The sequence below is a fragment of the Tenacibaculum sp. MEBiC06402 genome (assembly GCF_049239625.1).
In the GTDB taxonomy this organism is placed as follows: domain Bacteria; phylum Bacteroidota; class Bacteroidia; order Flavobacteriales; family Flavobacteriaceae; genus Polaribacter.
The window spans coordinates 48709-69919 of the sequence record NZ_JBMKKT010000105.1 but is presented as its reverse complement, the minus strand read 5'-3'; the positions used below and the strand labels follow the sequence as shown (position 1 = coordinate 69919).

The following is a 21211-nucleotide window of genomic DNA, read 5'->3' as shown; positions in this document are numbered from 1 at the left end:
GAGATGTAAATTCTTAAGAAAAGAATATCAAAAAAAGAAGAGGTATTATCATTCCTAAAACTGCAAATTTCCATCCTCTAGCTTTAAATCCTTTTTTACCCATAGGAATCATAACTCCAGTTATTGCAATAACTAACATAGCAATTCCGAAAATATCCGAGTACCAAATCCAAAAGTTGTTTGTAGATTTATGCAAATACATTGAATGGCCTATAATTGGGACTTTTCTTTTAAATTCTACAGTTCCTTTACCAGAAGAAGCATCTGCATCAAAAATTGCATTTCCTTTGAAGTAAACCCTTAATTTACCATCTCTTATGCGATGTCCATCATATTTACCAATTTCTTTAGTTTTAGAGGCAATAAAATCTTTCGTGATGTCCTTTTTATTTTCAGGTAATTTAAGTTCAAATGGTTTGCTTTCATAAACATAATTCATAGGATACCAATCTTGTCTATGATTTAAAATAATACCCGAAAAAGAAAAAGCGATGATTAGTCCTAAATAGAAATAGGCAATGTCTCTATGTAAACCTCTATTGGTTATTTTTTTCATCTGAATTAAGTTTGTTTTGAGACAAATTTAGAATTATTCTAAATAAGTATAAAACTTTTAACAGATAATTTTATTAGAAATAAAAAGAGGTCTTGTTTAAGACCTCTTTTTCAACTTTGTTATACTATTCTTTCGTTAGATTATTTAGGATCTAAAATAGTATTAATTCTATCAACTGCATCTTGTAAATGATAACGCGTAATAGTGTTTCTAGAAGTAGCAATATTTCTTTGAATGTCGCGCTTTAAACGTTTTAATTCACCTCTAACTACAGGTTTAATGTCTGATTGACTAATATTTACTCCCGTTTGTTTAAAGTACCCTCCATTGTTCACACCTCTTTGATCTTTTGCTTTATTTAATAAGAAATCCATTCGATCTAAATAAGCTCTCTGTAGATTTCTTTTGTATGTATCTACAGATTTGTTCGTAGAATATAACTCTTTCCAAACTCCTCTTCTTAAATCATTCATCATTTCCAATAAAGTGTAAGCTTTTGCTCCATTTAGTGTTTCGTTTTCTACTAAACGAACCATTCTTCCTGGTTTTAAAATGCGATTTAAAGTACGAACTTGCAAAGTACGGATTCTTTCTGCTGAACCAGAGAACTGAGTTTTATGAAAAATGTTTTTATCCAATAACCAATTTGGAGTTGTAAACAATTCTTTATTAATAAAACGCAATGCATTTTTTTGATGAGCTTTAGGAACATGAGTATACACCGCTCCATCTTGTCCGGCAGCTTTATAATATTCATACACACCTCCAATGTTAGAGCTAACGTGTCCCATGTATCTATTAAACTGACCTAATAATTGTCCGTACATCGTGTTTAATTCCTCATATGATTCTCCTTCTTCTGTAGTCCACTCTTCTAATCTTGGTAAAATACGCTTCAGGTTTTTAATTCCATAATCACTAGCTTTAATTGCATCATCTCCTAAATCTTCAGTTTGAGAGCTAGGATCGATTATATTTCCTGCTTGTTGGTGTCCAAAACGATATAAAGGATCTCCAGCTTTATCTGTAATCCATTTATTTAAAATAGGTTTTTCATCTTTTGCAGTTTTATCTAAAATAGGTCGGTATCCCCAATTAATTGCATATTTGTCGTATGGACCAATATTTGGCATTAGGGCAACGCCTTTGTCTTCTGGCTGAGCAACATAGTTAAAACGTGCATAATCCATAATTGATGGTGCAGTTCCAAATTTCTTAGTAAAAGAAGCAGAGCGTAAAGAATCCACAGGATACGCAACTGAACTTCCCATGTTATGAGGTAATCCTAAAGTGTGACCTACTTCGTGAGCAGAAACGAAACGAATTAAACGTCCCATAACTTCATCTTTAAACTTGTTCGAACGTGCTTCTGGATTAATTGCTGCTGTTTGAATGAAATACCAATTATGCAATAAGGTCATTACGTTATGATACCAATTGATGTCTGATTCTAAAATTTCACCTGATCTTGGATCACTTACGTGAGGTCCATTTGCATTTGGAATGGGAGAAGCTAAATATCTTACCACAGAATAACGAACATCCTCTGGACTCCAGTCTGGATCTTCTTCTTTTGTTGGAGGATCTTTCGCTAATATGGCATTTTTGAAACCAGCTGCTTCAAAAGCTACTTGCCAATCTTCAATTCCTTGTTTTATGTACTTGCGCCAAACCTCTGGTGTTGCTCTATCTATATAGTAAACAATTGGTTTTTTAGGTTCGACTAATTCTCCACGTTTAAATTTTTCGATGTCTTCGTCTTTAACTTCCAATCTCCAACGGTCTAAATACGTTAAGGATTTACTTTTTTGAGCATCTAATCCATAATCTGTTTGAGATCTTGCAAACCAACCAACACGCTGATCAAAATACCTACGTTTCATTGGCTTTTCAGGAAGTAATATCATCGAATTACTTAATTCTAACGAAATTGATCCAACACTTCCATTTGAAGGTGGTTGATTAGAAAAATAAGTCTTCACATGTCGAATTTCAATATTTTTTGGATAGCTACTAATACGATCAACATATGAACGTTTTTTGTCCATACGAGTGATTTTATATCTTTTTCTTCTAAATTGAGGAAAACCAATCGCTTTTACATCCTCTGAAAATAAAGGAGTAGCATCAATTACAGTCGCTGTAGAATCTTTACTAAACGCTTTGATAGGAAAAGAGAACAGGATTGGTTCAAAGTTAGAGTTTACAACTGCTTCATGTACTGGTAAAATACTATCAGCTACTACCGAATGTGAAACCACACGTAATAATATTTGCTTGTGTTTTTTTTGCCATCTTAAAACTTGTGTGTTTTGTTTTCCTCCGCCAAATCCAATTCCGTTTGCAGTTTTTGCAATTCTGGTAACCATCAACATTTCCTTACCTAATAAAGAATCTGGAATTTCAAAAAGGTAATTTTGATCCTTTGAATGAACTTTGAATAGTCCTTCGTCTGTTTTGTGCTTTTTAGTTACAACCTTTTCATAAGGCTGTATAGCTCCTTTTTTCGGTTTTGCTTTAGCAGCTTTTGCGGCTATCTCTTTAGCTTTTTTATCGTCTTTTTTGCTTTTTTTTCTTCTTTGCGCATCAACGTTAATTGAGGTAGCAAAAATCAGAAATAAGGCTAAAAACCTAGTAAATAATTTTATAATCATGTTTGTTTGTTGAATAATTTTATCGAAATTAATAAATGAGGAATCATAAAATCTTAATTAAATGTTAAAGAGATTTTGTTAATCTTAATTCAAACAGAACCCAAAAGATTTTTTTATTTTTAAACAATCGTAAAGCCCCCATAAGATGAAAAATTACATTTTACTTACAGGTTTCTTGGTATTTTTAATAAGCTGTTCTACAAAGAGCTCAGAGAAACAAGAAGATAAAACTATCATATCAGAAGTTCTCCAAAAAAAGGAGTTTCCTGATTTGAAACCCAATAGATATAATGTAGCTTTCTTAATCATGGACGGAACCTATAATACCGAGCTTACTGCGCCTTACGATATTTTTCAGCACACAATTTTTAGAGAAGGAATTAAACCAATGAATGTTTTTACGGTTGCCGATACAGATAAACCAGTAACTACTTTTGAAGGAATGAGAATACTTCCTGATTTTAATTATAAAAAGGATAGTCTTCCAAAGATTGACGTTTTGGTAGTTCCGAGTGCGGAACATCATTTAGATTCAGATTTAGAAAATAAGGAGTTGATAGCCTTTGTGCAGAGAGTGGATAGAGAGGCGCAATTTATTACTTCACATTGCGATGGAGCATTTGTTTTGGCAAAAGCTGGGTTATTAAAAAATAAAGTGTCTACTACCTTTCCTTCAGACATCGATAAAATGCGAGAGATGTTTCCAGGTTTAGATGTTCGAAAGGATGTTTTATTTGTTCATGATGGAAAGTACATCACTTCTGCGGGTGGAGCCAAATCATTTGAAGCTGCTTTGTATTTATGTGAGTACTTATATGGAGAGGAAATTGCACAATCTATTGCTGGTGGTTTAGTTATAGATTGGAAAAATTCTAAGGTTCCTCATTTAGTTATAAAGAATTAACAACTCGTTTGCAAGAAATGCCGTATTTTTGCACTCTATGAGAATAAGACGATTATCTGATTGGTTACCAACTACTAATAAGGAAGTTAAGTTAAGAGGTTGGGAAGAACTAGATGTAATTTTGTTCAGTGGAGATGCTTATGTTGATCATCCATCGTTCGGACCTGCAGTAATTGGTCGTATACTTGAAAGTTACGGCCTGCGTGTGGCTATTGTGCCGCAACCTAATGTGAACGATAATTTACAAGATTTTACAAAATTAGGAACACCGAATCTGTTTTTCGCGGTAACGGGTGGTTGTATGGATCCTATGGTGAGTAATTACACTGCCAGTAAACGAAAAAGAGATAAAGATGCATATACGCCAAATGGTGATATTGGCTTTAGACCAGATTATGCAACTTCTGTTTATACCAAAATTTTAAAAGAAAAATTTCCTGACGTTCCTGTGCTAATCGGAGGAATCGAAGCTTCATTGCGTAGAGTAACACATTACGATTACTGGTCCGATAAGCTTTTACCGACAATTTTAGAAACTTCTAAAGCAGATATGTTGGTTTATGGAATGGGAGAACAACCATTACGTGAAATTGTAGAGTTACTACAAAAAGGAGTTCCGTTTTCAAGTTTAAGAACTATTAAACAAACTGCTTTTCTAGTTAATGCAGATGAAAAAACACCTAAAAACAAGAATTGGGAAGATGTTGAAATAGCGTCTCATGAAGCTTGTTTAGCTGATAAAAAAACATTTGCTTCAAACTTTAAAGTTATTGAGCAGGAATCGAATAAGTTAATTGCTCGTAGAATATTTCAAAAAGTAGGAGATAAGCAATTGGTGATTAATCCACCTTTTCCAACAATGACGGAAAAAGAAATTGATGCTTCATTCGATTTACCTTACACAAGATTACCACACCCAAAATATAATAAGCGTGGACCAATTCCTGCTTTTGAGATGATTAAATTCTCTATTAATATTCACAGAGGTTGTTTTGGAGGTTGTAGTTTTTGTACGATTTCTGCACATCAAGGAAAGTTCATTGCTAGTAGAAGTCAAGAATCTGTATTAAAAGAAGTTGATCAGGTGGCGCAAATGGATGACTTTAAAGGGTATTTATCTGATATCGGTGGTCCTTCTGCGAACATGTATAAAATGAAAGGGAAAATACAATCGATTTGTGACAAATGCGTTGCTCCATCTTGTATATCCCCTGTAATTTGTAGTAATCTTGATACTTCACATAAACCATTAACAGAGCTGTATAAAGCTGTTGATGCGCATCCAAAAGTAAAAAAATCATTTATTGGAAGTGGAATTAGACATGATATGTTGGTTCCAGAGTTCAATAAAAATGCTGACCCAGAAGAATTAGATGCATATACGGAAGAGGTAATGACAAATCACGTTTCGGGACGCTTAAAAGTTGCACCAGAACATACTTCTGATCCAGTTTTAAAACTAATGCGTAAACCATCGTTTACTTATTTCCATAAGTTTAAAGATCGTTTCGATAAAATAAATAAAAAGCGAAAACTGAATTTGCAGTTAATTCCATATTTTATTTCTAGTCACCCTGCTTGTGAACCAGAAGACATGGCAAACTTAGCTGCTGAAACTAAAGATATGGGATTCCAGTTAGAGCAAGTTCAAGGATTTACACCAACTCCAATGACCGTGGCTACTGTAATTTATTATAGTGGTTATCATCCTTATACTTTAAAACCAGTAAAAACAGCTAAAACTCGACAAGAAAAGTTAGATCAGCACAAGTTTTTCTTTTGGTATAAGAAAGAAAATAGAAAGTGGATTAAAGATACGTTGAGTAAAGTAGGTAGAAATGATTTGGTTCAAAAATTACTTCCTAATGATAGTTCTTGGAGAAAGAATAAACCAGGGAAAACTAAGAATACATTTGATGATACCGTAACTTCAGTAAAGGAGTCACGAAGAAAAAATAAAGGGTTTAAAAAGAAACGTAGAAGATAAATTTTAAACTCAACAGATAAAAAAAATGCGCACTTTTTAAGTGCGCATTTATATTTATAGTAAAAAATTAGTTTAACTCTAACGAAGCAGTTAAATCAAATTCGTCGTAAATAGCTTTGTCTTTTAAATTGTCAAAAAAGCTTGAAGAACCGTATTTAATTCCAAATTTAGTTCTGTCTACTTTTAATGAAGCAGTTGCTTTATTTCCATTCACAGAAATTGAAAAATTCACTTTTTTAGTAATACCTTTTATAGTAAGGTTAGCGGTTACATCATAAGTGTTATTGCCAGTTGCTTTAACTTTAGTAAAACTAAGCTTCGAAGTTGAATGTTTCTCCACTCCAAAGAAATCAGCAGATTTTAAATGTCCGTCTAAACCTTTTTTAGCTTTTCCAGATAAGTCGGTTGTATTAATAGTTGTCATGTCTATAGTAATAGAACCTCCTGATAATTTGTTATTGTCAAAATTTAAATAACCAGATTTAACGGTCACTGTACCATTGTGAGATCCAGTAACTTTATAAGCTTTCCACTCTATTTTACTGTTAGTTGGATTTATTTGTTTCGTTTCTCTTTTATTTGTTGTGAAAGAAAGTGTGAATAAAGAAATTAGTGCGATACCTAATCCTTTTTTTATTGAATTTTTCATTGTACTCTTTTGTATTAAAATTTATACTACAAAGTTGATGAAGATTAATGGAATGGAAAATGATCTACTTTATAAAATAATGTTAAACTAGTTTAACTTTTTTCTTCTTTTACAATCTGGCTTTTAATTCTACTAAGAAATTCTTTGGTAATTCCTAAATATGAAGCGAGCATATATTGCGGAATTCTATTTTCAATAGTAGGATAGTTCTCTTTGAAAAATAAGTATCGCTCTTTTGCTGTTTTGCTGAAGTTTCTGACGATTCTTTTTTGAGAAGCAACTAATGAACGTTCCGTAATTTTTCGGAAACAGCGCTCTAGTTTTGGTATAGAAATAAATAGTTCTTCTACATCCGCATGATTTAATTGAATTAACTCGGTCTTTTCAATACACTGGACATTGTAATCGGCTGGAGTTTGAGTAATAAAACTCCCCATATCTGAAGCCCACCAATCTTCGATGGCAAACATTAATATGTGTTCTAATCCGTCAGGACTTGCATAAAATTGTTTTACACAACCTTGAACTATGAAATTTATATGCTTACAAACATCACCTTGTTGCACCAAATATTGATCCTTTAAATATCTTCTATGGATAACCTTTTCATGAATCAATTCTTCTTCGGCAGTTGAAAGAGTAACAATTCGATTGAAATAATCAATAAGAGGTTTACTATTCATAGTTTATTAATAACAACGTTTGTGTTAAATATAAAAAATAAACCTTCTTTTCGAAAAAAGAAGGTTTATAAATATAGGTCTTAGTTCGTTGTTTTGAACTTAAATCCTTTAGGATAACTGCTTGTATAATAAATCGGCAACTAATTCAGAAGAAGCCGGATTTTGACCAGTAATTAAATGTCCATCTTCAATTGCATAAGGATGCCAGTCTTCTTTTTTACTATAGTTTCCACCGTTTTCTTGTAACATATTTTCTACAAGGAAAGGAACTACATCAGTTAACTGAACGGCATCTTCTTCAGTGTTACTAAATCCAGTTACGTTTTTACCATTTACCAAAGGTTTTCCTTCAATTTTTGTGTTTTTAAAAATAGCAGGTGCGTGACAAACCGCTCCAACTGGTTTATTGTTATTGTAGAAAGATTCAATTAATTGAACTGAGTTTTTATCTTCTGCTAAATCCCATAAAGGTCCGTGTCCTCCAGGATAAAATACTGCGTCAAAATCACTTTCTTTTATTTCTGATAATGGAGTTGTATTTGCCATTTTATCAAGTAATTCAGAATCTTTATAATAACGTTCTGTCGCAGGAGTTTGAAAATCTGGTAATTCACTTTTAGGATCAATTGGAGGTTGTCCTCCCTTTGGTGAAGCAATTGTAATATCAATATTTTTATCAGCTAGAAGATAATATGGACTCGCAAATTCTTCTACCCAAAAACCTGTTTTTTCTCCTGTATTTCCAAGTTCATCATGACTTGTAACTACGAATAATACTTTTTTCATAAGAGTTGATTTTTATTTTTCACAAAATTACAATCCAACATTCTTATAAAAATTGATGTATGGTAATTATTACTCAGAAGCTATTTCTTTTCTGATTCTACTTAAACTTTCGGTAGTTATTCCCAGATATGAAGCAATATGATAATTCTTTATACTCTTTTCAATAAGTGGATATTTTTTTAAAAAAGCTAAATATCTTTCCTTGGCTGAGTTCGTTAAGTTAGCGAGAATTCGCTTTTCGTTTCTAACTAAAGCTTTTTCTAATTTTCGGCGAAAGAGTTCCTCAATTTTCGGACTGAATTGATAGATAGATTCAAAATTTTCTTTGGTTATTTTAAAGAGTTGAGCGTCTTTTATACATTCAACAAATAAAACCGCTTTTTTATCTCCGAAATAAGCAATGTAATCACTAATCCACCAATGCTTAATCGCAAATTGTAAGGTGTGTTCCTTTCCGTTTTCATCGATGTGATAAGTTCTTAAACATCCATTATAAACATAATATTGATGATTTATGGTGTCGCCTTGTTTAAAAAGGATTTCATCTTTTTTTACAGAAACAGCTTCAATTTTTTGCTGTATAAATTCTTTTTCTTGGTTCGATAAATTAATTCCATGAAAAATTTCATTAAAAGGAATAGAGAGTTGAGGTTTGGTTTTCAATAGTTTTTAATTACAAATTTTACAGTCTGCTTTTTCTTGAATTTCACCGACTAATTTACCGTTCTCATTTAATTTAAACCCACAACAATCCATAAATCCTTGCACAATCATTTTTCGCGCTCTTTGAATTTGCGATTTTACCGTTGGAAGAGGTAAGTTAAGTTGGTCTGCTATTTCTTGTTGTTTTAATCCTTTTATATCGGCTAAAAACAAAGGTGTTCTATATTTTTTAGGAAGGTTTGTTATAATTCCTCTTAAACAATCTTTTTCTGTGTGAATATGCTCCTCAATTTCTGCAGGAATATCAGTGTTATCGAATGTGAAATTTTTTCCTTGAGACTTGAAATGGTCATAAATCGCATTTCTAGTAATCGTAAAAATCCACGATTTTAGTTTTGAAGCATCTTTTAAAGTATCTAACTTATTATGTATTCTGATGAATGCATCTTGCAAAATATCATCTGCAATAACTTCGTCTTTGGTTTTGCTAATGATAAAACGCTTTAAATCTTTATGATATGTAGTCCAAACTTCTTGGGTAGTCATCTTATAAATTTACAAAAAATGTCGCTTTGAATATATGTTTTATTCAGAGCGACATTTATTTAATTAACAATTACAATTGGTGCATGTACAGTTTTCACAAGTACAGTTTTTACAGTCTTCTGTTGAGCAGCTTGTGCAATTGCAAGTACATTGATTTTTATATTCCATGTCTATTATTTTTAAATTCACTTAATAGACTCAGGAATTTTAAAAAAGATGCATTTTATATCAAGATTATTTTTGTATTGGTTTTAAAATGTCTTCAAAGTATTTTTCCCATTTACCATCTTTAAGATTTTCACCAAATTCATGGAAATAACCTTCTTTAGTTAACGTAAATGTTAATCTTCTTTCTTTACTGAAATATACTCTAAAAGCACTGTCTTCAAAGTTACTTTTATACTTATCTCTTAATCCTTTTTTAGAGAATGGATGATAATAATAACACCTGTCTTTTACACTGTAACTTATGATCGTGTGCAATTCAATCCAAGGTGATTTAACATCAAGAACAACTAAGTTTCCATCCATTTTATAAGCCACATCTTCGATAACTTCGGTAGATTTTGTTCCTTTTTTTGAAAAAGAAAATGAAGTTCCCTTCCAATTTCCTATCATAAAAGATAATTTACTTAAAGCCTCTTTTTCGGTTTGTGCTTGTAAGGAAAAAGCTGTAATTAAAAAGCAAAGAATTAAGCTAAGTTTTAGTTTCATAATTAGTGAACTTTTTCTCCGTTTACGTAAGTCGATATAACTTTTGTATTCGGAACATTTTTAATGTCAACTGTCATAATATCTTGATCAAGAATAACGAAATCAGCCATTTTACCAACTTCAATACTTCCTTTTTCGTTTTCTTCGAAGTTTGCATAAGCATTCCAGATTGTCATTCCTTTTAAGGTTTCTTCTCGAGTTAACGCGTTTTCCATTTGGTATCCATTTTCAGGATAGTTGTTTAAATCTTTTCTAGCAACCGCAGCATAGAAAGTTAAAAACGGACTTACCCTTTCAACTGGGTAATCTGTACCTAATGCAACCTTTCCATATGTATTCAATAATGTCTTAAATGCATATCCACCTTTAATTCTTTCTTTTCCAACTCTATCTTCAGCCCAGTACATATCAGAAGTAGCGTGTGTAGGTTGAATTGAAGGAACTACATTTTTGAATAAATCAAAATCAGCTTTGTCTACAATTTGAGCATGTTCAATTCTCCAGCGTCTATCAGTTTGACCTTTCAATACGTCCTGATAAGTTTTTAACATTAAATAATTCGCTGAATCACCAATGGCGTGTGTATTCATTTGGTATTCAGAATCAGCAATTTGTTTAGCGATTTCTTTGTAGCGTTTTGGAGAATAAATCAGAGCACCAAAATGATTTTCTCGATCACTGTAAGGTTCTTTCATTGCAGCACCTCTTGAACCTAAGGCACCATCACCATAAACTTTAAAAGAGCGAACATTTAAACGATCTGTTTTAATAATACCTTTTTTGATATAGTAATCTAATTGAGGTTGTGTAGCAGAAACCATAGCATATACTTTAATTTTTAAAGTACCCGCTTGTTGTAAACTGTCAATTAATTCAATGTTTTCTTTCTCTAAACCTGCATCAACTACAGTTGTTAAACCATAAGAAAAGTTAATTTTTTCCGCTTCTTTTAATGCTTCGATTTGTTCCTTTTTTGAAGCAGTAGGAACTTTAACAAAATCCATTGCATTATCAATAAGCACTCCAGTAAGTTTACCGTTTTCTCTTATGAATTCTCCACCTTCTACAGTTGAGTTTTCTGTAATTCCTGAAATATCAAGTGCTTTTTGATTTACCAACATTGCATGTCCATCAACACGTGTAATGGCAACTGGAGTATCTGGGAAAAGTTGATCTAATTTTTCTTTAGTTGGAAATTTCTTTACTTCCCAATCGTTTTGATCCCATCCACGTCCTGTGATAAAAGGAAGGTTTTTTTCCTTTTGGAATGCTGCAATCTTTTCAAGCACTTCATCGTAACTGTTAGTTCCAGTAACATCTACTTTTTGAAGTTGTAAACCAAATCTAAAAAAGTGACAATGTCCGTCGATTAAACCGGGATAAACAGCTTTTCCATCTGCGTCTACAGTGTTTGTCGAACTGTATTTTTTATTAATTTCTTCATTGGTTCCAACAGCTAAAAATTTCCCATTTTTAATGGCAAAACTTTCTGCTGAAGCAAAATCATTATTTACGGTGTAAACTTTTGCATTTTTTACAATAATATCGGCCTCTTGTTTCTGATTACAAGAGAATATAGTAACACTTAAAAGTGTTAATGTGATTAGTTTTTTCATTTAGGTTAATTCGTTTTGATATAGATACCAAGCCCAAGCAATAAGAAGGAATTGGATTAAAATTCGGATGTATGCGATTTTTTTAGTTTTCATCGCGGGTTTTTCTCTAGTTGCATCCCAAATATGAATGGGTAGAAAAACGAGCATAAGAATAAATATTCCATAGGCTGAAATGCTTTCATAACCTTTTATAAAAAGTCCAATTCCTAAAACTAATTCTACGACACCAGAAACATAAGTCACTAGTTTTTTAGGTAAGAAATCTGGAATTATTGGATTGTAAAAGTTCGGTTTATAAAAGTGATAAAATCCAGCGAAAACCATTAGTGTCGCCATTAAAACTTTCAATCCTAAGAATACGTATTCCATGTTAAATTATTAAGGTTTAACTTTGTCTTCAGTATATAAATATTTATCCATTAGATAGACTAAGCTTGCCATAGAAGCACTACCCAACTCTAACTCACGTTTATTCACTTTATCAAAAGTATCAATACTCGTATGATGATAATCAAAATAACGTTGGCTATCTGGTCTGTAACCGACTAAAGTAATTTCATCATTTTTTAATGGACTAATATCAGCACCGCTTCCACCTTTTAATAAATCATGTAATCCATAAGGCGCTAATAATTTTTTCCAACTCTTTAAAAGCTGTGTGTTGTTTTCATTTGCGTCTATAGAAAAACCTCTAGGAGTATGTCCACCAGCATCACTTTCTAATCCAGCTACATGAATTTCATTATTTTGTTTCGCTTGTTTTGCATATTCTTTAGCTCCACGAGTTCCGTTTTCCTCGTTCATGAAAAATACAATGCGAATCGTATTTTTAGGTTTTATATTATTCTTTTTAAATAAGTATGCTACTTCTAAAGATTGAACCACACCTGTTCCATCGTCATGAGCACCTTCACCTAAATCCCAAGAATCTAAATGACCACCAACAACGATAATTTTTTCAGGATTTTCTGTTCCTTTAATTTCTCCAATTACATTGTGAGATGGAGCATCAGGTAATGTTTCACAACTTTGTTTGAAATAGAATTTTAAATTCGGATTTTCTTTTAAATCTTTACTTAAAATTTCAGCTGCTCTCGAGCTAATTGCAGCTGCAGGAATGTATTGATCTTTAGGAATATCTCCATATCCCATTGATCCAGTGTGTGGATAATCATCTATTCCGTTAGTCATAGATCTAACAATTACGCCTTTCGCACCAAATTCACTACAAACCCTTGCTCCTGAAAAACGTTGTCCAACACAACCACCGTAAGCTTGAAAAGTGTTAATTAAAGTATTATCGAAGGCACCATTGAAAAATACAATCTTGTCTTTTAATTTATTTCCCATCTCTTTAGCTTCATCCAAGCTTTTTACTTCGATTACTTCAGCAGTTAAACCATTTGAAGGTGTTGCAATTGAAAAGCCTAAAGCACAGATAGGTACGTTTTTTTGTTCTCCATTTACGGTATAGTTAGCTTCTTCTTTTTCTCCCCGCACCCAGTGAGGTACCATAACAGGCTGAAGCCAAACTGAATCTAACCCAACTTCTTTCATTAGTTTTTCACTCCATAAAACTGCTTTAGCAGCTTCTGGAGAACCAGATAAACGACCGCCAATATTTTGAGTCAAATCGCGTAACCATTCGTATGATTTACCTTCTGTTAATGCAGCGTTGAAAAAATGTTTGATGTTGGTGCTGTCTATTTTTTCTTCTGAAGAGAAAGAGTTAGTAGCAACTTCAGGTTTCTTAGTTTCTGTATTACATGCAATTAATAAGCTAGAAGCTAATGCCCATAAAGTGATTTTTTTCATTGTAATTAGGTTGATTAAAAACCTAAAACTACGAAAAGTTTACTAGAACAATGCGTCAAACTTATAAATAATACCACCTATTACTTGAATACCTTGCGCATTAAAGTTGTTGAATAATTGGTAGTTGCTATTTGTAATATTGTTAGCTCTTAAAAAGACAGAAAATAAATCATTGATGTGATATCCTCCGTCTAAATTTAAATCAATATAAGCATCTAAATCTACTACATTTGGAGTTCCAGAAATGTATGTTAAACCTTTTCTTCCACCAACATAATACAAGTTAGCACTAGCGTACCATTTTTTCTCTTTGTAGGTTGCGAATATGTCACTTTTAAGTTGAGGTAAATTCCAAGCTTCTGTTTGCGTACTTAAGTCATATGTATTAAACTCTAAGTTCATTCCTAAGTTTAAATGTCTAGAGTAATCATAAGTTATTCCACCTGCAAAATACGCGGTATTAACATCGTCATAAACAACATTAAAAGAGTTCCCATAATCATATCCCTTGAAGAATATGCCGCCAGAAAAACTAGTGTTTATACCATTTGAGTTCGAAGGATTTGCAACAAACAAAGCTTTATTTTCTTCTCTCTTAAAACCTGCTTTTACATCATAATTTATATTTCCGCCAAGAATACCGCGAAATCCTCCATAAAAATTAAGCGCTTCACTGCTTTGAGAAATATTTAGTGTTGGCGATACGTATGGGTTCTGTGATGTGAAACTTTGGAAAGAATTTACGGTTAAATCACCTGTGACACCAGAGTAAATATTTGCGTATCTTTTAATAATAGGATAGTTCACTTCGACATCAGGATATGCAAAGAATTTTCCTTCTGTATTTTCTAAATCAAATGAATAGTATGCTTTAGCACCTAATTTAACATCAAATTTTTTATACGAAAACGAATAATGCGGATTTATTCCAGCTGTAGCAAAGCTGTAACTGATTTCAGTTAATGGATCAGTATAACTTCTTACGAATCCACCATTTATAAAATTAATTGAAGTACCTAGCTTTAGGTCATCTAAGTTTAATCCAAAACGTCCGAAAGGAAATGCAAATTGAGCATCTATATCTGCATGAAGTTCATCTGTTTCATAGGCATCTGAAAAATATGCAACAGAACCTCTAATTTCTTGTAAATCTCTATCAGGAAAATGAATAGAGCCAAACATATTATAAAACTTGTGCATTTGTTCAGGATCAATGCTATTTACAGTTGGATCTAAAAATGTAATATTCGACGGCAAGCCGTAGAAATTATATTTGTTTCTGTATGCATTAAAACCAGCGGTCCAGTCATAATAGCGCATTTCTTGTTTTAAGAATAAATCAACACTGGCATTGTAATAACTACTACTTAAACGAGTATCGGCTACTGGATCTGAGGAAGCTATAAAGTTAACCTTTCCTCCGTATTCATATTCAAAAGCACTGTTATTATGGAAATATCCTTCCACAAAAGGAGTTGTATTATTCCCAAATCCTAAAGAAATGTAGTTATTGAATAAACGTTCACGATCACCAACATCAATTCCTTTTAAAACACCACTTTTAGGAATATAAGTTGAAACTATAGGAACCGATTTTATTTTATAATCTAAAGGTTTTCTCTGTACTTTTTTCGATAATTCAATTACAGGTTTTCTTTTTATTTTGAAAGCATCTGTTACTTTAGGAGCGTATGATGTAACGACTTCTACCACCTCAGTTTTAACAGAGTCTTTTGCTTTTTCGTTGTTAGGCTTAGTTTGAGCAAAAACAACACTATAAGCTAACGTACATATTGTTGTAACTATAAATCTTTTCATGAATTTTTAATTTTGGGAATTGATAGATTCGTTTGTTTTTGCTTCTTTACTTTTAATTTTACTTAATTCGTTTTTAGCCTCTTCAACTAAGTCTTTAAATTGAGTGAAATTTTTAACGATATTATCTAAGATATATGTGGCTTGATAAGCATCTTTTAATGCATAATAATTTTTAGCCATTACTATATAACTTTTTACTCCCCAGTATTTATATGTTGAGTAGTTAGCAATTAAGTTTTGAACTTCGATATTTGAGTCTTCATAAGCTTCTGCTTCATTTAAAAAGAAAGCTTTATAGTACAATGCTTCAGCTTTTAATTCTCCTGTAGCAGTATCATTTAATACTGAATAATATTCTTCAGCAGTTACATAATCACCTGTTTTAATAGCTGATCTTGCAATATAAATTCTAGCATCTTCAGCAACTATTTGGTCAATCTTACCATTACTCAAGACTTTTTCTGCGTATTCAGCTGTTTTAGTGTACTCTTTTTTATTGTAGTATCCTTTCATTAGGTTACTTTGAGCAAATATGATATTTTGATTCGTGTTAGCTTCTTTTTCTAATCTAACTAATAAAGGGATTGCTTTATCCCATTGTTCTTTTTCCAAATAAAGCAAACTTAGCTTAGATAAAGCTTCTTCCGAGAATTCGTTTTTTACTTGTTTAGTTACATATTGGTAATTAGCAATTGCTTCGTCTTTTCTATTGTTATTAAATAACAATTGACCTAGATAAAAGTTGGCTTTTAAAGCATGAATTCCATTTGGGAAATTTCTAAGGTAATTTTGGAAACCTTCAATTGCTTTGGTTATATTATTATCTAAAAATTTATTTTCTGCAGCTTCATAGGTTGTATTATCAATATCGCTATTTGTTACATTAATAAAATCGATGTTTTTCACCCAATTAGCGTATTCATCCACTTTTCCTAAATCTACATATACATTTCTTGCATTAGAAACAGCTTGTCTTGCTTCTCCGGAATTAGGGAATTTAGCAACAACTTCTTTAAATTTAGTCAGCGCAGTTCTGTTTTTCCCTTCGTTGTAAAATAATAAACCTTGACGCAATAAAACATTTGGAACATAACTACTACTTGAATGTTCGGTTAAGATTTTATCATATGTACTTTTCGCTTGACCAGATTTTCCTTTAGACGTGTATATGGTAGCTAGTTGAAATAAGGCATCATCTTTTAAGTTAGAATCGTTAAATGTTTTAATAAGTTCATTTAGAGCATCAATTTTACCATTTACATCTCCAGCTAACCCGATACTCATAGCTTTTTGATATTGAGCATAATCCGAACCAACACCACCTTCGTTAATAACTTTGTCGTACGCCTTAATAGCCTCTGAATATCTTTTTGAAGCATAGAAAGAATCTCCTAATCGGTTAGAAGCATCATCATTTAAGTCGTTATCATTTAATTGTTGATTCAAAAAACTTTGAAAATATTTAGAAGAATTCTCGTAATCTTTTAATTTGAAATGAGTATAACCAATATTGTAGTTTAAAGTTTTAGCATCTTTAAATTCGTAGTTGTTAATTGAATTAAAAGCTTCTAAAGCATTTTTATAATTTCCTAATTGATAGTTTGTTTCACCTAACCAATATTTAGCTTTGCTACTTATGGTATCATTTTTAGCGTTCGTAGCTACATCAAATTTAGGTAAGGCTTCATTCAATTTTTGTTCGTTAAATAATTGAATACCTCTGTAAAGAGAAACCTCATTGGCTAAATCATTATTTTTTGAGTTTTTATTACTCTTCAAATAATTAATAGCACCTTGATAATCTTGTTGATGTAAATAAGAAGTAACTAATAAACTTTCAATTTCTTGACGATGTTCTGATTCTGGATATTTTAAAATAAAAGCTTTTAAAACTTCCGGTACGCTTTGATAAGGATTTCCTTCTTCATAACTCAATTTCGCATAGTTTAAATCGGCATCAGTAGCAATAATTGGATCAAAATCCATTTCACTTGCATTTTTGAAAGCATTTAAAGCTTCATTTTTTTTATCTGCTTTTAAATAACAAACTCCTAAATGATAATAGGCATTTTGAGCAATACTATTTTGTCCATTTATAATTTTGTTAAACTGACTAATGGCACTTTCGTAATCTTCAAGTTTGTAATAAGAATAACCTAAATAATAATAATCTGTATTCGTCCACTTTCCTTTTTTTCCTTCATACTGATTTAAATAAGGAACAGCTTGTTCGTACTTTTCAAGATTAAAATAACTTTCACCAATAATTTTGCAGATATCTGATTTTTGTTTTTTCTCAGCTGTAGGCAATATTTTCTCACCAATTTGAACCGCTTTTTCAAACTTGCCACCTTTAAAAGCCATGTCTAATAAGTAGTAATTAGCTTTCGATTTATAGGTTTCGTTATCTGCAAGTTGACTTAAATTATCTTCAGCTTCTCCAAAATTTTGTTGTTTGTACGAAATATAACCGTAGAAATAACGAGCATCAGTTCCATATCTTGGGTCTCCTAAAAGTGGTGCAAATCGTGCTTTAGCATCTTTTAAATAATTAGAAACAAGAAGCGCATATCCCATTTTATAGTTCAGTTCTTTTTGCTCTTCTTTACTTAAGAGTTTTTCATCAACTCGTTGATACCATTTAAGTGAGTGAGATGCTTTTCTATTTGCAAAATAGTAGTTTCCAACATTCAAAAATGCTTTTTCTCTTTTGCTACTGTAAGGGTGTTTTCGAACAAAATCTAATACGCGATTATCAGCATCCGTTTGATTCAATTTAATGGCACACATAGCATCATAAAAATCGGCATCAGTTCTAACATTAACTTTTTTCGTGTTTGTTGAAACTTCTTTAAATATTCGTTGAGCTCCAGAATATGCTTTGTTATTATACAAAGTCATTGCTCGATGAAACTGAGCATCAATATTAGTTTGGAATTCAGTTTTTTGCGCCCAAGCATTTGTAATGCTCATTAAGCAGCAAAATAAAATGAATATGTATTTCATACGTTAAATTTATCTTTATTCGTTGTTCCCAATGGAAATAACGTGATTTTTTTTGTTTTGTTTGATAATTTTAGTTCAAAAATAAAAAAAGTGGTTAAAATGAATAATAAATAATAGATTTGTAAAAACGTACTTTTTATGAAGCAACCGATACTGCACCTAGAAAATGCAGATATTTATCAGAGAGACATTTTAGTATTATCAAAGATAAACTTTACATTGCGTAAAGGAGAATTTTACTATTTAATTGGTAAAACAGGAAGTGGAAAAAGTAGTTTGTTAAAAACACTTTATGGAGATTTAAGGCTTCAAAGAGGTTTGGGAAGCATAGTTGGCTTCGATTTGAAAAAAATGAAAGAGAAAGACATTCCTTTCTTGAGAAGAAAAATAGGAATCGTATTTCAGGATTTTAAGTTGTTAAACGACAGAAACGTTTTTGAAAACCTAGAGTTTGTATTAAAAGCAACAGGTTGGAAAGATAAACATGAGCGTAAAGATAAAATTTACGAAGTGCTAGATAAGGTTGGTATGAAGGAAAAATACTACAAAAAAACCTTTGAACTTTCAGGAGGAGAGCAGCAGAGAGTTGCAATTGCAAGAGCTTTATTAAACGATCCAGAATTAATTTTGGCTGATGAACCTACCGGAAACTTAGATCCGAGAACTTCTCTAGAAGTAATGGAGTTGTTAAATGAAATCCATCAAAGTGGTAAAACAATTTTAATGGCAACACATGATTATCAATTGATAGTTAAATTCAAACAAAAAACAGTGAAGTGTGAAGGAGGGAAGTTGTTTGAAGTCGTGCAACAGCAGCCTCAACCGAACCAAAATTCTTAGAATTTGTCAAAAAAGAAACGTGTTTTTGTTGCAGTAACTAATGATGTTTCTACAGATCAAAGAGTGCATAAAGTTTGCGCTTATCTTATCAAAAAAGGATTTGATGTCTTTGTGTATGGAAGGGTGCTACCTAATACAATTAGTGTGCAGCGTGATTATAAAATTCATAGAGTAAAACATTGGTTCAATCATAATTTTCTTTTTTACGCAGAGTATAATATTCGATTGTTTTTTTACTTACTATTTAGGAAACAAGATTATATTCTGTCAAATGATTTAGACACATTAATAGCTTGTTTTTTTGCTAGTAAATTAAAAAGAAACACAGAATTAGTCTATGATAGTCACGAATTATTTTCAGAAGGTCCAGAGTTACAAGGAAGAAATTTTGTGAAAAGTTTTTGGAAGAAGTTAGAGAATATTTTTCTTCCCAGAATTAAAAAATCATATACGGTAAGTCAGTCAATTGTTGATTTTTATAATGATCGCTATAAAAACAATATGGGCTTAATTCGAAATTTACCATTACTTAAAAGAAATATTATTTCTAAAGAAGTAAGTTTTCCAACAAAGAATAAAGTTGTTTTATATCAAGGGGTTCTTAATCCGGGAAGAGGTTTGAAGCCAATGATAAAGGCTTTACATTTTTTAGAAGGAGTAGATTTGGTAATTATTGGGTATGGGAAAGTTGAAGAGGATTTAAAAGCTTTTGTTATTAAGGAAAAAATGCAGAGTAGAGTTCATTTTTTAGGAAGGGTAGCGCATGAAGTTTTACCAAATTACACAATAAAAGCTGATATAGGAATTGTGTTAGAGGAACCTTTGGGAAAGAGTTTTGAGTTTTCGCTTCCAAATAAATTATTTGATTATATTCATGCTGAGCTGCCTATTGTTTCGGGGAATTTGGTCGAAATAAATACGATAGTAAAAGAATTTGGAGTTGGTATAACTGTTGGGAATTATGATCCGAAAGAAATAGCGGAAGCTATAAAACGCTTGCTGAATGATGAACACTTAAGAAGTGGAATAAGGAAGAATCAAAGGGAAGCTAAACAAATATTGTGTTGGGAAAAAGAAGAGCAGAAATTAGATCAATATTTTAAAAATTAGAAAAGTATTAGACCAAAAGTTTCCATAATAATACCATCATACAATAACTTAGAAAAGTTAAAAACTTGCATTTTTAGTATAATGATGCAACGTTTTACAGATTATGAAGTCTGGATTATTGATGGAGCTTCGACTGATGGAACTCAAGAATATTTAAAAACATTAGGTCAACGTTTTAACTTTATTTCTGAAGAAGATTCTGGTATTTATCATGCAATGAATAAAGGAATCGAAAAATCAAAAGGGGAGTGGTTGTATTTTTTAGGTGCCGATGACAAATTTTCTAGTAATCAAACTTTATTATTGTGCTTTATGTTAAGAGAATTTGCCAATGAAAAATTACTAATAGGAAACGTACAATACTCAAATGAAATAAAGTTTATCTCCAGTTTTACTTCTAAACTTTGGTTTAAAAACACCGTTCACCATCAGTCTGTATTTTATAAAAGAGAACTTTTTGATAACGTTCGGTATGATGAAAATTACAAAGTCTTGGCTGATTATCATTTAAATCTTCAATTGTTCAAGCAAGGTATAGCTTATAAAAAAATAGATAGCATTGTTGCCGTTTGTGGAGGGGAAGGGATTTCAAAGAATTATAATTGGAATTTATATAGAGAAGAGATTCAGTTAAAAACTGCATTAACGTCAATTTTTATAAAACCTATTTTTTACACTTTAGGAATTTCGAAGTACTTTTTCAGACGAGTGTTTTAAAAAAGAAACCCGCTTCAAGATGAAGCGGGAAATTGCTATGAAAAACTATGAAAAAGAAACTTTAAATACGTCTCTTTATCTATAGACGAGCAATCTCCTAAAGACTTACACTTGTTATGAATATTTTAACATTTTATGGCTAATTTT

The 21211-nt window shown here is 31.7% G+C and carries 18 protein-coding genes; 5 read left to right on the top strand and 13 right to left on the bottom strand.

What is annotated here, in order from left to right; genetic code table 11:
- Positions 1 to 13: 13 nt before the first annotated feature.
- Positions 14 to 556 carry a PepSY-associated TM helix domain-containing protein gene (locus ACOSP6_RS16105; RefSeq protein ID WP_422095442.1) on the bottom strand — a complete coding sequence of 181 codons (543 nt, stop codon included), beginning with the start codon at positions 554 to 556 and terminating at the stop codon, positions 14 to 16.
- A gap of 140 nt (positions 557 to 696) precedes the next feature.
- Positions 697 to 3210, bottom strand: a complete 2514-nt coding sequence (locus tag ACOSP6_RS16100; protein WP_422095443.1) for a zinc-dependent metalloprotease — start codon at positions 3208 to 3210, stop codon at positions 697 to 699.
- 145 nt (positions 3211 to 3355) lie between these two features.
- Between ACOSP6_RS16100 and ACOSP6_RS16095 the strand changes: the two genes are divergently transcribed.
- Together ACOSP6_RS16095 and ACOSP6_RS16090 are read left to right on the top strand one after the other, a co-directional pair.
- A complete protein-coding gene (locus ACOSP6_RS16095; RefSeq protein WP_422095444.1) occupies positions 3356 to 4114 on the top strand; it encodes a DJ-1/PfpI family protein in 759 nt (252 codons plus the stop codon).
- A 37-nt stretch (positions 4115 to 4151) separates the two neighbouring features.
- Entirely contained in the window at positions 4152 to 6101 is a 1950-nt protein-coding gene (locus tag ACOSP6_RS16090) for a YgiQ family radical SAM protein (RefSeq protein WP_422095445.1), read from the top strand.
- Positions 6102 to 6168: 67 nt separating this feature from the next.
- On the opposite strand, the gene ACOSP6_RS16085 is transcribed toward ACOSP6_RS16090, so the two are convergent.
- The 11 genes from ACOSP6_RS16085 to ACOSP6_RS16035 all read right to left on the bottom strand — a co-directional run bounded on the left by ACOSP6_RS16085 (position 6169) and on the right by ACOSP6_RS16035 (position 18397).
- Positions 6169 to 6750: a YceI family protein gene (locus tag ACOSP6_RS16085; RefSeq protein ID WP_422095446.1), complete on the bottom strand. Its 582-nt coding sequence runs from the start codon at positions 6748 to 6750 to the stop codon at positions 6169 to 6171.
- Positions 6751 to 6842: 92 nt separating this feature from the next.
- Positions 6843 to 7433, bottom strand: coding sequence for a Crp/Fnr family transcriptional regulator (locus ACOSP6_RS16080; RefSeq protein ID WP_422095447.1), 591 nt, complete (start codon positions 7431 to 7433; stop codon positions 6843 to 6845).
- A 108-nt stretch (positions 7434 to 7541) separates the two neighbouring features.
- On the bottom strand, positions 7542 to 8219 hold the full coding sequence (locus ACOSP6_RS16075; protein WP_422095448.1) for a type 1 glutamine amidotransferase domain-containing protein: 678 nt from the start codon (positions 8217 to 8219) through the stop codon (positions 7542 to 7544).
- Positions 8220 to 8288: 69 nt separating this feature from the next.
- The gene (locus ACOSP6_RS16070; protein WP_422095449.1) at positions 8289 to 8882 is read right to left on the bottom strand and encodes a Crp/Fnr family transcriptional regulator; all 594 of its coding nucleotides are present in this window, start codon (positions 8880 to 8882) and stop codon (positions 8289 to 8291) included.
- Positions 8883 to 8888: 6 nt separating this feature from the next.
- Complete coding sequence (locus tag ACOSP6_RS16065; protein ID WP_422095450.1) at positions 8889 to 9428, bottom strand: sigma-70 family RNA polymerase sigma factor; 540 nt, start codon at positions 9426 to 9428, stop codon at positions 8889 to 8891.
- Positions 9429 to 9662: 234 nt separating this feature from the next.
- Entirely contained in the window at positions 9663 to 10142 is a 480-nt protein-coding gene (locus ACOSP6_RS16060; RefSeq protein ID WP_422095451.1) for a hypothetical protein, read from the bottom strand.
- A gap of 2 nt (positions 10143 to 10144) precedes the next feature.
- Positions 10145 to 11758: an amidohydrolase gene (locus ACOSP6_RS16055; RefSeq protein WP_422095452.1), complete on the bottom strand. Its 1614-nt coding sequence runs from the start codon at positions 11756 to 11758 to the stop codon at positions 10145 to 10147.
- Positions 11759 to 12127 (bottom strand): hypothetical protein, encoded by a 369-nt coding sequence (locus ACOSP6_RS16050; RefSeq protein ID WP_422095453.1) that lies wholly within the window; start codon positions 12125 to 12127, stop codon positions 11759 to 11761. It lies immediately after the preceding gene.
- A 9-nt stretch (positions 12128 to 12136) separates the two neighbouring features.
- Positions 12137 to 13573 (bottom strand): M20/M25/M40 family metallo-hydrolase, encoded by a 1437-nt coding sequence (locus ACOSP6_RS16045; RefSeq protein WP_422095454.1) that lies wholly within the window; start codon positions 13571 to 13573, stop codon positions 12137 to 12139.
- A 42-nt stretch (positions 13574 to 13615) separates the two neighbouring features.
- A complete protein-coding gene (locus tag ACOSP6_RS16040; protein ID WP_422095455.1) occupies positions 13616 to 15391 on the bottom strand; it encodes a hypothetical protein in 1776 nt (591 codons plus the stop codon).
- Positions 15392 to 15397: 6 nt separating this feature from the next.
- Positions 15398 to 18397 carry a tetratricopeptide repeat protein gene (locus ACOSP6_RS16035; RefSeq protein WP_422095456.1) on the bottom strand — a complete coding sequence of 1000 codons (3000 nt, stop codon included), beginning with the start codon at positions 18395 to 18397 and terminating at the stop codon, positions 15398 to 15400.
- A 138-nt stretch (positions 18398 to 18535) separates the two neighbouring features.
- Between ACOSP6_RS16035 and ACOSP6_RS16030 the strand changes: the two genes are divergently transcribed.
- Genes ACOSP6_RS16030 through ACOSP6_RS16020 form a run of 3 tightly spaced genes read left to right on the top strand, consistent with a single transcriptional unit; the run spans position 18536 to position 21064 of the window.
- Entirely contained in the window at positions 18536 to 19237 is a 702-nt protein-coding gene (locus ACOSP6_RS16030; RefSeq protein ID WP_422095457.1) for a cell division ATP-binding protein FtsE, read from the top strand.
- Between the two features lie 3 nt (positions 19238 to 19240).
- Positions 19241 to 20347 carry a glycosyltransferase family 4 protein gene (locus tag ACOSP6_RS16025; RefSeq protein WP_422095458.1) on the top strand — a complete coding sequence of 369 codons (1107 nt, stop codon included), beginning with the start codon at positions 19241 to 19243 and terminating at the stop codon, positions 20345 to 20347.
- Positions 20348 to 20353: 6 nt separating this feature from the next.
- Complete coding sequence (locus ACOSP6_RS16020) at positions 20354 to 21064, top strand: glycosyltransferase family 2 protein (protein WP_422095738.1); 711 nt, start codon at positions 20354 to 20356, stop codon at positions 21062 to 21064.
- The last annotated feature ends 147 nt before the right edge of the window (positions 21065 to 21211 follow it).

What these genes read in the sequence shown, in the direction of transcription:
- ACOSP6_RS16105 (WP_422095442.1), bottom strand. Translation starts at nt 556, where the DNA reads ATGAAAAAAATAACCAATAGAGGTTTACATAGAGACATTGCCTATTTC.
- ACOSP6_RS16100 (WP_422095443.1), bottom strand. Translation starts at nt 3,210, where the DNA reads ATGATTATAAAATTATTTACTAGGTTTTTAGCCTTATTTCTGATTTTT.
- ACOSP6_RS16095 (WP_422095444.1), top strand. Translation starts at nt 3,356, where the DNA reads ATGAAAAATTACATTTTACTTACAGGTTTCTTGGTATTTTTAATAAGC.
- ACOSP6_RS16090 (WP_422095445.1), top strand. Translation starts at nt 4,152, where the DNA reads ATGAGAATAAGACGATTATCTGATTGGTTACCAACTACTAATAAGGAA.
- ACOSP6_RS16085 (WP_422095446.1), bottom strand. Translation starts at nt 6,750, where the DNA reads ATGAAAAATTCAATAAAAAAAGGATTAGGTATCGCACTAATTTCTTTA.
- ACOSP6_RS16080 (WP_422095447.1), bottom strand. Translation starts at nt 7,433, where the DNA reads ATGAATAGTAAACCTCTTATTGATTATTTCAATCGAATTGTTACTCTT.
- ACOSP6_RS16075 (WP_422095448.1), bottom strand. Translation starts at nt 8,219, where the DNA reads ATGAAAAAAGTATTATTCGTAGTTACAAGTCATGATGAACTTGGAAAT.
- ACOSP6_RS16065 (WP_422095450.1), bottom strand. Translation starts at nt 9,428, where the DNA reads ATGACTACCCAAGAAGTTTGGACTACATATCATAAAGATTTAAAGCGT.
- ACOSP6_RS16060 (WP_422095451.1), bottom strand. Translation starts at nt 10,142, where the DNA reads ATGAAACTAAAACTTAGCTTAATTCTTTGCTTTTTAATTACAGCTTTT.
- ACOSP6_RS16055 (WP_422095452.1), bottom strand. Translation starts at nt 11,758, where the DNA reads ATGAAAAAACTAATCACATTAACACTTTTAAGTGTTACTATATTCTCT.
- ACOSP6_RS16050 (WP_422095453.1), bottom strand. Translation starts at nt 12,127, where the DNA reads ATGGAATACGTATTCTTAGGATTGAAAGTTTTAATGGCGACACTAATG.
- ACOSP6_RS16045 (WP_422095454.1), bottom strand. Translation starts at nt 13,573, where the DNA reads ATGAAAAAAATCACTTTATGGGCATTAGCTTCTAGCTTATTAATTGCA.
- ACOSP6_RS16040 (WP_422095455.1), bottom strand. Translation starts at nt 15,391, where the DNA reads ATGAAAAGATTTATAGTTACAACAATATGTACGTTAGCTTATAGTGTT.
- ACOSP6_RS16035 (WP_422095456.1), bottom strand. Translation starts at nt 18,397, where the DNA reads ATGAAATACATATTCATTTTATTTTGCTGCTTAATGAGCATTACAAAT.
- ACOSP6_RS16030 (WP_422095457.1), top strand. Translation starts at nt 18,536, where the DNA reads ATGAAGCAACCGATACTGCACCTAGAAAATGCAGATATTTATCAGAGA.